The organism is Bacteroides sp. CACC 737, from assembly GCF_013874375.1.
Lineage (GTDB): Bacteria > Bacteroidota > Bacteroidia > Bacteroidales > Bacteroidaceae > Bacteroides > Bacteroides uniformis.
Genome location: NZ_CP059408.1, coordinates 1,512,642 through 1,525,615, shown reverse-complemented (window position 1 = coordinate 1,525,615; position 12,974 = coordinate 1,512,642). Strand labels below are relative to the sequence as shown.

The following is a 12,974-nucleotide window of genomic DNA, read 5'->3' as shown; positions in this document are numbered from 1 at the left end:
TAAAAACAGTGCAAAGGTACAGTTTATCTTTACATGTTATCTTTCCTTTTGAAGATTTTTCTTTCTCATCTTGGACAGATAAGAGAGAATATATGGGATGATAACAAGAAGAGGAGGCGTTCATCAAGCCTCCTCTTTCTCATTTTATATGAACAGTTTCAATAACGTTCTTATCTATTATTTTTTCTATTCTTCCACAGTCTGGTCATGTCTTCCAGTGTCTTGCCTTTCGTTTCGGGAACAAGCTTCCAGACAAACAGAGCGGCCACCACACAGATGATTCCGTATAAGCCATAAGCAAACATGTGCCCGAACTTGTCTCCCATATCTCCCAAACTCATATTGTACATAGGTACGAAGGTGGAAGATACAATGAAATTGAATATCCATTGGAAGGCTACGGCAATGGCTACTGCAGCGCCACGAATGGTATTCGGGAAGATTTCAGCAATCAGTACCCAGCAGATGGGGCCCCAGCTGAACATGAACGAAGCACTGTAGACCATGATGCTGACAACAGCCAACATGGGAGGAAGCCCTGCCACAACGTTGCAAAGAGCTACTCCGAAAGCACCTATCGCCATGCCGATAGACCCCGAGATGAGCAGCGGTTTACGTCCCCATTTCTCGACTGTAAAGACAGCCAGCAACGTGAACAGAATATTGATGATACCCATGATGACGGTTTGAACCATCGGGTTGCCCATTCCCATCGTTTCGAAGATACGCGGTGCGAAATAGAGTACGGCGTTGATACCTACCGCTTGCTGGAATACACTCAGCATGATACCGATAAAGATAACCATCCAGCCATAAGTGAAAAGCTTTTCCGTCTTTTCCTCTGCCGTGGCTTTGATTTGAGACAGAATAACCTTTGCCTGAGCCAAGCCGTTGATACGGCTTAACACCTGGAGTGCCTTATCATCCTTGCCACTCATGGCAAGATAGCGTGGCGTTTCGGGAACAAACAGTACGAGCAACGCAAAGACTCCTGCAGGAACAGCCTCACTGACAAACATCAGACGCCATCCTATCTCTGTGGTCCATGCTGCCGCTTCGGGATTCAGAATCTGGTTGACTCCTTCAATGGCCTTTATCACCGGATTTGAATTCTCGCCCAAAATAAGGAAATTCACGAAGTAAACCACTAACTGGCCGAAGATAATGGCAAACTGGTTCCATGATACCAGAGTCCCGCGAATGTTGCTCGGCGCAATTTCCGCAATATACATCGGGCAGATGGCGGATGCCAAACCAACGCCGATTCCTCCCAATACACGGTAGAAGTTGAATGCCACGAGCAAGGAATAGGAAGGAACACCATAGTCGAAGAAAAGGAATTCCGGGTAGTAGGAGCCTAATGCCGACAGAAAGAACAAGACGCCGGCTATGAAAAGAGAATTCTTACGTCCCAGATTGGATGCGAAGAATCCCGAAAGAGCACTACCGATGATACATCCGATAAGTGCACTGGAAGAGGTAATGCCGTGAATCGTATCTGTGTAGACAAAATCGGGGGCACCCATAAAGAATGCCTGAAGCCCTTTATCGGCACCGGATATGACTGCTGTATCGTAACCGAAAAGCAATCCTCCAATGACGGCTACCAACACAATAGAGAAGAGGTAGAGTTTACTGCCTTTTTCTGTATAATTCATGATATTAATGATTAATGGTTAATGATTAGCGATTAATGATTAGCGATTAATGATTAATATTGAAACACTTCATGCGCAACCTATTAACCACTAATCACTAAACATTGATCATTATTAGCAGTACATATTCACGATTGCCTCATACAATTCCTGCTTGCCGCTGGTCTGTTTCGGCTCACCGTTGGCTTTTGCGTAAGCTACCAAATCCTCCAGCGTCAGTTTGCCATCTTCAAATTCCTTGCCTTTACCACTGTCGAAGGAAGCATAGCGGTCGGCCAGCATCTTTTTGTAAGGAGACTCTTCAAGCAGTTTGGCTGCACTTTCCAGTGCACGTGCCATCACGTCCATACCGGCGATGTGGGCAATGAAAATGTCTTCCAGGTCGGTGGAGTTACGACGGGTCTTGGCATCGAAGTTTGTACCGCCATTGCCAAAACCTCCGTTACGGATGATTTGCATCATGGCCTGGGTCAGTTCGAAGTTGTCGATGGGGAACTGGTCTGTATCCCAGCCGTTCTGGTAGTCACCACGGTTGGCGTCGATGGAGCCGAGCATACCGTTGTCTACGGCTACTGCGAGTTCGTGCTCGAAGGTGTGACCCGCCAAAGTAGCGTGGTTCACTTCGATGTTCACCTTGAAATCCTTGTCCAGATTGTGAGCCTTCAAGAAGCCGATAACGGTTTCGGTGTCTACATCATACTGGTGTTTGGTAGGTTCCATCGGTTTCGGTTCAATCAGGAAGGTACCTTTGAATCCGCGGGCACGGGCATAGTCGCGGGCGATGGTCAACATCTGTGCGAGGTGCTCTTTCTCACGTTTCTGGTCTGTATTCAGCAAAGACATGTAGCCTTCGCGACCGCCCCAGAATACATAGTTTGAACCTCCCAGCTCGATAGTAGCGTCGATGGCGTTCTTGATTTGAACGGCGGCACGTGCCACTACATCAAAATCGGGGTTAGTGGCTGCGCCATTCATATAGCGAGCATGGCCGAATACGTTGGCGGTACCCCACAACAGCTTGATGCCGGTTTCAGCTTGTTTCTGCTTGGCATACGCTACGATTTCCTTCAGGTTGGCTTCGTATTCTTCAATGGTCTCGGCTTCTTCGCAAAGGTCTACATCGTGGAAGCAGTAGTATTCGATACCCATTTTCTGCATAAATTCAAAGCCGGCGTCCATTTTGTTCTTGGCAGCCTGAACCTTGTCAGCCTCACCGTTCCAGGGGAATTTCTTTGTTCCGCCACCGAACTGGTCGCCGCCTTCTGCGCAAAGAGTGTGCCACCATGCCATGGCGAACTTCAGCCATTCACTCATTTTCTTGCCCATGATTACTTTATCGGCATCGTAGTAACGGAATGCCATCGGGTTCTTGCTCTCTTTACCTTCGAATTTAATCTTTCCTATTCCGGGAAAATACTCTTTTGTTGCCATAATCTTAATTTTGTTTTAAAGGATTAATTATTTGATTTAAATAAGTTGCAAAAATTTGTTCATATCAAGATGCCATGAATCAATCATACATTATCTCATTGCTTCTTCCAGACAGTGTTTCCAGCGCGCATATGCGTCGGCATAAGCCTGGCGGTCTGCCACTTTCGGCTCTATCACCTCGAGCTTCTCAAGCGTGGCAAATGCTTCGTTGCTGTCCTTGTATATGCCCGCACCGATTCCGGCGCCTTTGGCGGCACCTACAGAGCCGTCGGTATCATACAGTTCGATGACAGCTCCCGTCACACCGGCCAATGTCTCGCGGAACAGCGGGCTGAGGAACATATTAGCCTTGCCGGCATGAATTTTCTGCACGGGAATGCCCATTTGTTCCATGATGTCGATTCCATATTTGAAGGAGAAAACGATGCCTTCCTGCGCTGCACGGACGATATGCTGCTTGCCGTGCTGGTTGAAGTTGATGCCATGAATGGAGCAGCCTATTTCCTTGTTCTCCAGCATACGCTCCGCACCGTTCCCGAAGGGCAGGATGCTGATGCCGGCACTGCCGATGGGAGCTTGTGCTGCCAGCAGATTCATATCGCTGTAGGAGATGCCTTCGGGAGCAACGGTACGTTTTACCCATGAATTGAGGATGCCCGTACCATTGATGCACAGCAGAACACCCAGACGGGTTTGCCCGGCAGTATGGTTGACGTGTGCAAAGGTGTTGACACGTGACTTGGGGTCGTAGTTCACCTCACCGTTCACGCCGTATACCACGCCGGATGTTCCGGCGGTGGAAGCTATTTCACCCGGATTGAATACATTCAGGGAAAGGGCATTGTTGGGCTGGTCGCCAGCACGGTAAGTGATAGGCGTACCTTCTTTCAGACCCAGCTCTGCGGCTGCAGCAGCATTGACGCGTCCCTGCTCGGAGAAAGTCGGTTTGATGTCGGCAATCAGAGAGGAGTCGAATCCATAATACTCCATCAGAAAATCAGCAACCCGGTTGTTCTTGAAATCCCAGAACATCCCTTCGGACAAACCGGACACCGTGGTACAGATGGTACCGCTCAACTTCATGGCGATATAGTCGCCCGGCAGCATTATCTTATGAATCTTTTCGTAAACGGAAGGCTCATTCTCCTTAATCCAAGCCAGTTTGGAGGCCGTGAAGTTGCCCGGAGAATTCAGCAGATGTGAAAGGCAAGTCTCCTCTCCCAATGTTTCGAAAGCCTTTTGTCCGTAGGGCACGGCTCTGGAGTCGCACCAGATAATGGCAGGACGCAACACCTGCTGGTTTTTATCTACACATACCAAGCCATGCATCTGATAAGAGATACCAATCGCCTTGATGTCTTCTGCGTTTACTCCGGATTCTGCCAATACAGCTTGTGTGGCCAGTTTCAAATTTTCCCACCAATTTCCGGGGTCTTGCTCTGCCCAGCCGGGCTTCACTGCGATAATTTCCGCTTCAGTCTTGGGGAAGAAGGCAGACGATACACATTTGCCGCTTTCCGCATTTACCAGACTCGCTTTTACAGACGAGCTGCCGATGTCATAACCTAATAAATACATTTCTATCAATATTAAAGAATGAAAGTGATATGAAGAATTCAAAATCCGGCTACCGTCGGATTTTATTGTATATCTTTTTGTCAAAACGGTAGTAACGTGCCGCCCGGTGGGCCACGCCTTGCTGTTTTTCTTCCAGAGGAACGACATATTCCATCAGGGCTATCTTTTTATGGAAATTGCGTACGTCGTACTGCTTGTCATACACCAGCTCGTACAAAGTGCGAAGCTGGGATGCGGTGAACTTACGCGGCAATAAGTCGAACAGTGAAGACGGATTGAACTCGACGTACTGGCGGACATAGGTAATGGCTTCCTTGATAATCAGGTTGTGGTCGAATGCCAGAGCCTTTATATCCGGCATGGCTACCCAACTGGCTTGATAATCGTCCAAATCACGGTTCAATGCGCGGTCTATCTTCACCAGGGAAAGATAGGCTATGGTGACAATACGTTCCACCCTGGACTGCATGGCACGTTCCAGCCAATGCACATCTTTGGGGTCCTTCGTACGGTTTTTTGAACCGAATGCCTTAAATTGCATCAGATTGACGTTCTTCAGGCCCGTTAATTCATTCAACACCCGTTTGGCAGCTTCATCTAAGTCCTCATCCATATAAATCAGACTTCCGGGAAGCTTCATATCATGAAAGATTTCTCCTTCTTCCTCTCCTGCACGCTTAATCAGCAGAACCTTTAGCTGTTCTCCGTCAAAACCAATCACTACACAGTCCACAGAGATATGATTGTTTGCCAACGGCGTTTTTTGTTCTATGTTTTGCATAATATATCTCGTTAAGCGCTGCAAATATAAATAGGTTTTTCTAATTTGCGACAAAGGAAAAGAATATTTTTACAATGTTATAAAGCATTATTTTTCAACTGAATACATATCTTACTTTATACAATATCATTTTCAGTTGTTATCGTATGGAATACAATATGTAATTTACAAGAATACACAAGAGGTCTAATTGTAGGAAGTACAATAAGGAGGAAGTGTTTCATTTATAAGTATTTCAGTATCCGGATATCACAGAAGACCCAAGCATACATATTGTATTTTAGCTTCCTCCTTAAAGTAAGGGTATTGCACAAAAAACATCCGTTTGTGCGGTGAATATCAGAAAAACCTCTACCTTTGCAGCACTTTTTATTTAAACACTAAAAAACGAGTAAATATGAAAGCATTTGTATTTCCGGGTCAAGGTGCCCAATTCGTTGGCATGGGAAAGGACCTGTACGAAAATTCGGCATTAGCCAAGGAACTTTTTGAGAAAGCAAATGATATCCTCGGGTATCGTATTACTGATATTATGTTCAACGGTACAGATGAAGACCTGCGCCAGACTAAAGTTACCCAACCTGCCGTATTCCTTCATTCCGTTATTTCCGCCCTCTGCATGGGCGATGACTTTAAGCCGGAGATGACCGCCGGTCACTCACTGGGCGAGTTCTCCGCTTTGGTTGCTGCCGGTGCACTGAGCTTTGAAGATGGTCTGAAACTGGTGTATGCCCGTGCCATGGCTATGCAAAAGGCTTGCGAAGCACAGCCCTCCACTATGGCAGCCATAATTGCCCTGCCGGATGAAAAGGTTGAGGAAATCTGCGCCCAGGTAAGTGCCGAAGGTGAAGTTTGCGTGGCAGCCAACTATAATTGCCCGGGACAGATTGTAATTTCCGGTTCCATAGAAGGTATCAACAAGGCTTGCGAACTGATGAAGGCTGCAGGTGCCAAGCGCGCCTTACCGTTGAAGGTAGGCGGTGCATTCCACTCTCCATTGATGGACCCTGCCAAAGTGGAACTGGAAGCAGCCATCAATGCAACAGAAATCCATGCTCCGAAGTGCCCCGTATATCAGAATGTAGACGCTATGCCTCATACTGACCCGGCAGAAATCAAGAAGAATCTGGTGGCTCAGCTGACAGCATCGGTACGTTGGACGCAAACAGTGAAGAACATGGTTGCCGATGGTGCTACGGACTTCACAGAGTGCGGTCCTGGTGCAGTACTGCAAGGTCTTATCAAGAAAATTGCACCGGAAGCAACGGCTCACGGGATTGCATAATTCTTTGTGTATAGTATATCTTCAAGGCTGTCTTTCTTCGGAGAGGCAGCCTTTCTTTTTAAAGAGCTTTACTTTCCTCTTGTAATCTCTTCTCTATCTGCTACGTCTGTATAGGTACGGAGATGGTAAGGAAAAGAAAAGTCAGAGACAGGCAGAAAAAAAGCTTCCTTTTGTTTTTTATTTCCGATTTTCCCTTACCTTTGTTGCCGTAAAGACAAAGGGGTGCCCTGACGGGCTGAGATTATACCCTCGAACCTGATGCAGTTAGTACTGCCGTAGGAATTGGATATTTTTTTCTTCACTAAACTTGCCGTAAAGACGCTTCTTTGTATTTACTTCCATTGTTTTATTTCTTAATGAACAGAAAAATGAAAGTATTGGTCAACAACAAGGAAGTGAAAACCGGCGCCACTACCCTTTCACAACTTATCGAGGAACTTGCCCTACCGGTGCAAGGCATTGCCGTGGCCGTAGACAACCATATTGTATTTCGCACGGAATGGACAAAATGCGCCCTGAGGGAATACATGTCCATCATCATTATCAAAGCGGCTTGCGGAGGGTGAGGAAGATGAAGGACGAGAGGCTGAAAAACGGAGGAATGCAGTTCATCACGCACTATACGGAGCGATATTCGTACCTGGATGCTGCACGCATGGCTCTTGAGGGCGGTTGCCGCTGGGTGCAACTGCGCATGAAAGACACCCCGGTGGAAACGATAGAACCCGTAGCCTTAGAGGTGCAGGCCCTTTGCCGACAATACGGTGCGACCTTCATCATTGACGACCATGTGGAACTGGTAAAGAAGCTGCGTGCCGACGGCGTACATCTTGGAAAGAAAGACATGCCCATAGCCGACGCACGCCGGATTCTGGGCGCGGAGTACATTATAGGCGGTACCGCCAATACTTTTGAGGATGTACAGCAACACTACAAAGCTGGTGCCGACTACATAGGCTGCGGCCCTTTCCGCTACACCACCACCAAGAAGAACCTAAGCCCGATATTAGGATTGGAAGGCTATGCCGCCATCGTCAACCGGATGCGGGAGGAGAACGTATGCCTGCCCATGGTTGCCATCGGAGGAATTACCATTGCAGACATTCCCGCCATTATGCAGACGGGAGTCAGCGGAATTGCCCTATCCGGCACGGTGCTGCATGCCGATAGTCCGGCAGACGAGATGCGGAGAATCATTTCTTTAATAAAGAATGAAGAAGCAGGGGAAAAAGTAAAGAACGAAAAATTAATATAACACTACTGACATGGAAAAATTAGTGATTGCGGGACGTGAGTTCAACTCCCGCCTGTTTTTAGGAACCGGAAAGTTCCATTCCGACGAAGTGATGGAACAATCCATCTTGGCATCCGGCACGGAAATGGTGACGGTGGCAATGAAACGAATTGAACTGGACAATAAGGAAGATGATATGCTGGTGCATATACAACATCCCGGCATTCAGCTTCTGCCCAATACCTCCGGCGTGCGCAATGCCGAAGAAGCTGTTTTTGCCGCACAGATGGCGCGTGAGGCTTTTGGCACGAACTGGCTGAAACTGGAGATACACCCCGATCCCCGCTATCTGTTGCCGGATTCTGTGGAGACGTTGAAAGCCACGGAGGAACTGGTCAAATTGGGCTTCGTAGTACTGCCCTATTGTCAGGCAGACCCCACACTGTGCAAGAGACTGGAAGAGGCAGGTGCCGCCACCGTCATGCCGCTGGGTGCTCCTATCGGCACAAACAAAGGACTGCAGACAAGGGATTTCTTGAGGATAATCATTGAGCAAGCCAATATCCCCGTAGTGGTGGATGCCGGTATCGGCGCCCCGAGCCATGCGGCAGAGGCTATGGAAATGGGCGCGTCGGCTTGCCTGGTGAATACTGCCATTGCAGTGGCGGGCGACCCCGTGGCCATGGCGGTAGCGTTCAAGCAGGCTGTAGAGGCAGGACGCATGGCATACGAAGCAGGTCTGGGCGCACAAACCGATAATTTTGTTGCGGAAGCCAGCTCACCGCTGACGGCTTTTTTGAACCTATAAAACTGACAATGCAATGAAGCAGAAGATAAAATTCCCCCGTTCTGAGAAAGTATATTTGCCGGGTACCTTGTTTCCCGAATTGCGCGTAGCTATGCGCAAAGTGGAACAAGTGCCCAGTACGAACTTCATAGATGGAGAAAAGGTGATTACTCCGAACCCAGAAGTGTATGTGTATGATACCAGCGGACCGTTCAGCGACCCTGCCGTCGAAGTGGATTTAAAGAAAGGGCTGCCCCGCCTGCGCGAACCGTGGATACTGAAACGCGGCGATGTGGAGCAGCTTCCCGAAATAACGTCGGAGTACGGACGCATGCGCCGCGACGACAGGTCACTCGATTCTCTGCGCTTTGAGCACATCACCCTGCCCTACCGTGCCCTTCAAGGAAAATGCTGCACACAGATGTACTATGCTAAGCAAGGCATCATCACGCCTGAAATGGAGTATGTGGCGATTCGCGAGAACATGAACTGCGCGAAGCTGGGAATAGAGACACACATCACACCGGAATTTGTACGCCGGGAGATTGCCGCCGGACGTGCCCTGCTTCCTGCCAACATCAACCATCCCGAAGCAGAGCCGATGATTATAGGACGTAACTTCCTGGTGAAGATAAATACCAATATCGGAAACTCCGCCACCACCTCCGGCATTGAAGAAGAGGTGGAAAAGGCTTTGTGGAGTTGTAAATGGGGAGGCGACACGCTGATGGACCTCTCCACCGGGGAGAATATCCACGAAACGCGCGAATGGATTATCCGTAACTGTCCCGTTCCGGTAGGTACTGTCCCCATCTACCAGGCATTGGAGAAAGTGAACGGCAAGGTGGAGGACCTCACCTGGGAAATCTACCGCGACACCTTGATTGAACAATGCGAGCAGGGAGTGGACTACTTCACCATCCATGCCGGTATACGCCGCCATAATGTGCATCTGGCCGAGAAAAGGCTGTGCGGTATCGTGAGCCGTGGTGGCAGCATCATGAGCAAATGGTGCCTGGTGCACGACCGCGAGAGTTTCCTTTACGAACACTTTGATGACATTTGCGATATTCTGGCACAGTATGATGTGGCCATCTCTTTGGGAGACGGACTGCGTCCGGGGTCTACGCACGATGCCAACGATGAAGCGCAGTTTGCAGAACTCGACACGATGGGCGAGCTTGTGCTGCGTGCTTGGGACAAGAATGTGCAGGCTTTCATCGAAGGTCCCGGCCACGTGCCCATGCACAAGATTAAGGAGAATATGGAGCGCCAGATAGAAAAATGCCACGATGCGCCTTTCTATACGCTCGGCCCCATCGTGACGGACATCGCACCGGGTTACGACCATATTACGTCTGCCATCGGCGCGGCACAGATAGGTTGGCTGGGTACGGCCATGCTCTGTTATGTCACCCCAAAAGAGCATCTGGCGCTGCCCGATAAGGAGGATGTGCGTGTAGGTGTCATCACCTATAAGATAGCCGCCCATGCTGCCGACCTGGCAAAAGGGCATCCCGGAGCACAAGTGCGTGACAATGCACTGAGCAAAGCACGTTATGAATTCCGCTGGAAAGACCAGTTTGACTTGTCGCTCGACCCGGAACGTGCGTTCAGCTATTTTCATGCAGGGAAGCATGTGGATGGGGAGTATTGCACGATGTGCGGACCGAACTTCTGTGCGATGCGGTTGTCGAGAGAATTAAAAAAGAAATAAATGGGAATTGATAGAGCACTATGTTTTCAGACGAATTAGAACATATATCCTGGGAGGAAACCACGGCACGCATCCATGCCAAGACAGATGCGGATGTACGCCGTGCCCTCTCCAAAGAACATTGTAATGTAGAGGACTTCATGGCCCTCATCTCACCCGCCGCTGCCCCCTATCTGGAGACGATGGCACGATTGAGCAAGAAATACACCGAGGCACGATTCGGGAAGACCATCTCCATGTTCGTGCCTCTTTACATCACGAATTCCTGCACCAACTCTTGCGTGTATTGCGGTTTCCACATCAGCAACCCCATGCCGCGTACCATACTGACGGAAGAAGAAATCGTGAACGAGTACAAGGCCATCAAGAAGCTGGCACCTTTCGAGAATTTGCTGTTGGTGACGGGAGAAAATCCGGCCAAAGCAGGCGTGCCCTACATAGCCCGCGCACTGGACCTGGCAAAACCCTACTTCAGCAATCTGAAAATAGAAGTGATGCCCTTAAAGGCGGAAGAGTATGCAGAGCTGAAAGAGCACGGCATGAACGGTGTGATTTGTTTTCAGGAAACCTATCACAAAGCGAATTACAACATCTACCACCCCCGCGGCATGAAGTCCAAATTTGAATGGCGTGTCAACGGTTTCGACCGCATGGGGCAGGCAGGCGTCCACTCCATCGGCATGGGAGTGCTCATCGGTCTGGAGAAAGAATGGCGAACAGACATCACCATGATGGCTTATCACCTGCGCTATCTCCAAAAACATTATTGGCAGACGAAATACAGCGTCAACTTCCCCCGTATGCGTCCTTCGGAGAATGGCGGCTTCCAGCCCAATGTCATCATGAGCGACCGCGAACTGGCACAAGTCACTTTTGCCATGCGTATCTTTGATCATGATGTGGACATCTCCTACTCCACCCGCGAGCCTGCCGATATACGCGACCATATGGCAACACTCGGTGTGACAACCATGAGCGCCGAAAGCAAGACCGAGCCGGGAGGATATTACAGCTATCCGCAAACGCTGGAACAGTTTCATGTCAGCGACGAGCGCAAGGCTGTGGAAGTGGACAAAGCGTTGAAACGCCTGGGGCGCGAACCGGTGTGGAAAGATTGGGATGCGAGTTTTGATTTGAAGGCTTTCAAGAGATGAGTGACCGAATACAGAACCTTAATAACAATGAACAAATGAACCGATATGCCAGACAAACGTCCCTTCCCGAAATAGGCGAAGCCGGACAAGAGAAACTGCGTAATGCCAAGGTGTTGATAGTCGGTGTGGGAGGATTAGGTTCTCCCATTGCCCTCTATCTGGCGGGAGCAGGAGTCGGAACGCTGGGATTGGTGGACGATGACCAAGTCAGCATCAGTAATCTTCAACGTCAGGTTCTGTATGCTGAAGCTGACCTTGGGCAGCCTAAACCTCTATGTGGCGCCCGTAGAGTGCAGGGTTTGAACAGCGATGTAAACGTGGAAGTATACCCCTTCCGTCTGGACAAGAAGAATGCCGGGGAACTGGTAAGGAACTACGATATAGTGGTAGACGGGTGCGACAACTTCGCTACCCGCTACTTGCTGAATGACGTATGCAACGCTTGGGGCAAGCCCTACGTTTATGGTGCCATTCAAGGCTTTGAAGGCCAAGTATCCGTTTTCTGCTACGGTGAAGGTGCGAAAAACTACCGTGACCTCTATCCGGATGAAGAAGGGACACTGCTCATGCCGTCTCCGGACAAATCGGTTATCGGCGTAACCCCTGCCATTGTGGGTAGCGTAGAAGCCAATGAAGTATTGAAACTGATTTGCGGCTACGGTGAACCCTTGGTTGGAAAGCTATGGACGATTGATTTAAGGACCATGCAGTCGTATATTTTCTCATTATAGACAAACATCCATAAAGATATGAAGCTGATAGTCATTACCACGCCGCAATTCTTTGAAGGAGAAGCAGCGGCAGTTACCTCCTTATTCCAAAACGGTTTGGAAATACTCCACCTGCGCAAGCCGGGAGCTTCGGCAGAGGAGATGGGGAATTTTCTTCAACAACTACCGATGGAATATATGCCGCGCATTGTCACGCATGAGCAATTCCAGCTGGCATCCGTTTTCGGTCTGAAAGGAATTCATCTGAACGGGCGCAATCCGCAGATACCGTCCGGATATAAGGGACACATCAGTTGTTCCTGCCACTCTCTTGAAGAAGTGTTGAAACATAAATCAGATTGTAACTATGTGTTCCTCAGTCCCATTTATGACAGTATATCCAAAGAAGGCTACTCTTCCGCTTACTCCTGCGATACCTTGAAGAAGGCACAGAAAGCTGGTATTATCGACTCCAACGTCATGGCATTGGGTGGCATCAGCCTGGAGCATCTTCCGGAAATAGCCGCTTTAGGTTTCGGAGGTGCCGTCCTGCTAGGAGACATCTGGCAGCAAGCGAAGGAAGATTTCATCCCCCACTTCCTCCACCTGAAACAGCTCTCCTCCCCCCTTCTTTAATTT

General features: G+C 49.1%; 12 protein-coding genes and 1 riboswitch. Of the genes, 8 read left to right on the top strand and 4 right to left on the bottom strand.

From position 1 onward, the window contains the following. Positions 1–170: 170 nt before the first annotated feature. The 4 genes from xylE to H1A11_RS06615 all read right to left on the bottom strand — a co-directional run bounded on the left by xylE (position 171) and on the right by H1A11_RS06615 (position 5,448). On the bottom strand, positions 171–1,658 hold the full coding sequence (gene xylE, locus H1A11_RS06630; protein ID WP_117599616.1) for a D-xylose transporter XylE: 1,488 nt from the start codon (positions 1,656–1,658) through the stop codon (positions 171–173). A gap of 114 nt (positions 1,659–1,772) precedes the next feature. Further along, positions 1,773–3,089, bottom strand: coding sequence for a xylose isomerase (xylA, locus tag H1A11_RS06625; protein WP_117599615.1), 1,317 nt, complete (start codon positions 3,087–3,089; stop codon positions 1,773–1,775). Between the two features lie 90 nt (positions 3,090–3,179). Beyond that, positions 3,180–4,667 carry a xylulokinase gene (locus H1A11_RS06620; RefSeq protein WP_119962267.1) on the bottom strand — a complete coding sequence of 496 codons (1,488 nt, stop codon included), beginning with the start codon at positions 4,665–4,667 and terminating at the stop codon, positions 3,180–3,182. A 49-nt stretch (positions 4,668–4,716) separates the two neighbouring features. After that, positions 4,717–5,448, bottom strand: a complete 732-nt coding sequence (locus tag H1A11_RS06615) for an NUDIX domain-containing protein (protein ID WP_117599613.1) — start codon at positions 5,446–5,448, stop codon at positions 4,717–4,719. A 397-nt stretch (positions 5,449–5,845) separates the two neighbouring features. On the opposite strand from H1A11_RS06615, the gene fabD reads away from it, so the two are divergent. The 8 genes from fabD to H1A11_RS06575 all read left to right on the top strand — a co-directional run bounded on the left by fabD (position 5,846) and on the right by H1A11_RS06575 (position 12,971). Next, positions 5,846–6,733, top strand: coding sequence for an ACP S-malonyltransferase (fabD, locus tag H1A11_RS06610; protein WP_117599612.1), 888 nt, complete (start codon positions 5,846–5,848; stop codon positions 6,731–6,733). 208 nt (positions 6,734–6,941) lie between these two features. After that, positions 6,942–7,032: riboswitch (TPP riboswitch) on the top strand. A gap of 69 nt (positions 7,033–7,101) precedes the next feature. Beyond that, on the top strand, positions 7,102–7,299 hold the full coding sequence (thiS, locus tag H1A11_RS06605; protein ID WP_117599738.1) for a sulfur carrier protein ThiS: 198 nt from the start codon (positions 7,102–7,104) through the stop codon (positions 7,297–7,299). A 5-nt stretch (positions 7,300–7,304) separates the two neighbouring features. Then, entirely contained in the window at positions 7,305–7,988 is a 684-nt protein-coding gene (locus tag H1A11_RS06600) for a thiamine phosphate synthase (RefSeq protein WP_117599611.1), read from the top strand. A 10-nt stretch (positions 7,989–7,998) separates the two neighbouring features. Beyond that, positions 7,999–8,775 (top strand): thiazole synthase, encoded by a 777-nt coding sequence (locus H1A11_RS06595; protein ID WP_117599610.1) that lies wholly within the window; start codon positions 7,999–8,001, stop codon positions 8,773–8,775. Between the two features lie 13 nt (positions 8,776–8,788). After that, positions 8,789–10,471, top strand: coding sequence for a phosphomethylpyrimidine synthase ThiC (gene thiC, locus H1A11_RS06590; protein WP_119962268.1), 1,683 nt, complete (start codon positions 8,789–8,791; stop codon positions 10,469–10,471). Positions 10,472–10,491: 20 nt separating this feature from the next. Continuing rightward, entirely contained in the window at positions 10,492–11,625 is a 1,134-nt protein-coding gene (gene thiH / locus H1A11_RS06585) for a 2-iminoacetate synthase ThiH (RefSeq protein WP_117599608.1), read from the top strand. 35 nt (positions 11,626–11,660) lie between these two features. After that, positions 11,661–12,356, top strand: a complete 696-nt coding sequence (locus H1A11_RS06580; RefSeq protein WP_181758080.1) for a HesA/MoeB/ThiF family protein — start codon at positions 11,661–11,663, stop codon at positions 12,354–12,356. Positions 12,357–12,374: 18 nt separating this feature from the next. Continuing rightward, the gene (locus tag H1A11_RS06575; protein WP_117599607.1) at positions 12,375–12,971 is read left to right on the top strand and encodes a thiamine phosphate synthase; all 597 of its coding nucleotides are present in this window, start codon (positions 12,375–12,377) and stop codon (positions 12,969–12,971) included. Positions 12,972–12,974: the final 3 nt, after the last annotated feature.

What these genes read in the sequence shown, in the direction of transcription:
- xylE (WP_117599616.1), bottom strand. Translation starts at nt 1,658, where the DNA reads ATGAATTATACAGAAAAAGGCAGTAAACTCTACCTCTTCTCTATTGTG.
- xylA (WP_117599615.1), bottom strand. Translation starts at nt 3,089, where the DNA reads ATGGCAACAAAAGAGTATTTTCCCGGAATAGGAAAGATTAAATTCGAA.
- H1A11_RS06620 (WP_119962267.1), bottom strand. Translation starts at nt 4,667, where the DNA reads ATGTATTTATTAGGTTATGACATCGGCAGCTCGTCTGTAAAAGCGAGT.
- H1A11_RS06615 (WP_117599613.1), bottom strand. Translation starts at nt 5,448, where the DNA reads ATGCAAAACATAGAACAAAAAACGCCGTTGGCAAACAATCATATCTCT.
- fabD (WP_117599612.1), top strand. Translation starts at nt 5,846, where the DNA reads ATGAAAGCATTTGTATTTCCGGGTCAAGGTGCCCAATTCGTTGGCATG.
- thiS (WP_117599738.1), top strand. Translation starts at nt 7,102, where the DNA reads ATGAAAGTATTGGTCAACAACAAGGAAGTGAAAACCGGCGCCACTACC.
- H1A11_RS06600 (WP_117599611.1), top strand. Translation starts at nt 7,305, where the DNA reads ATGAAGGACGAGAGGCTGAAAAACGGAGGAATGCAGTTCATCACGCAC.
- H1A11_RS06595 (WP_117599610.1), top strand. Translation starts at nt 7,999, where the DNA reads ATGGAAAAATTAGTGATTGCGGGACGTGAGTTCAACTCCCGCCTGTTT.
- thiC (WP_119962268.1), top strand. Translation starts at nt 8,789, where the DNA reads ATGAAGCAGAAGATAAAATTCCCCCGTTCTGAGAAAGTATATTTGCCG.
- thiH (WP_117599608.1), top strand. Translation starts at nt 10,492, where the DNA reads ATGTTTTCAGACGAATTAGAACATATATCCTGGGAGGAAACCACGGCA.
- H1A11_RS06580 (WP_181758080.1), top strand. Translation starts at nt 11,661, where the DNA reads ATGAACCGATATGCCAGACAAACGTCCCTTCCCGAAATAGGCGAAGCC.
- H1A11_RS06575 (WP_117599607.1), top strand. Translation starts at nt 12,375, where the DNA reads ATGAAGCTGATAGTCATTACCACGCCGCAATTCTTTGAAGGAGAAGCA.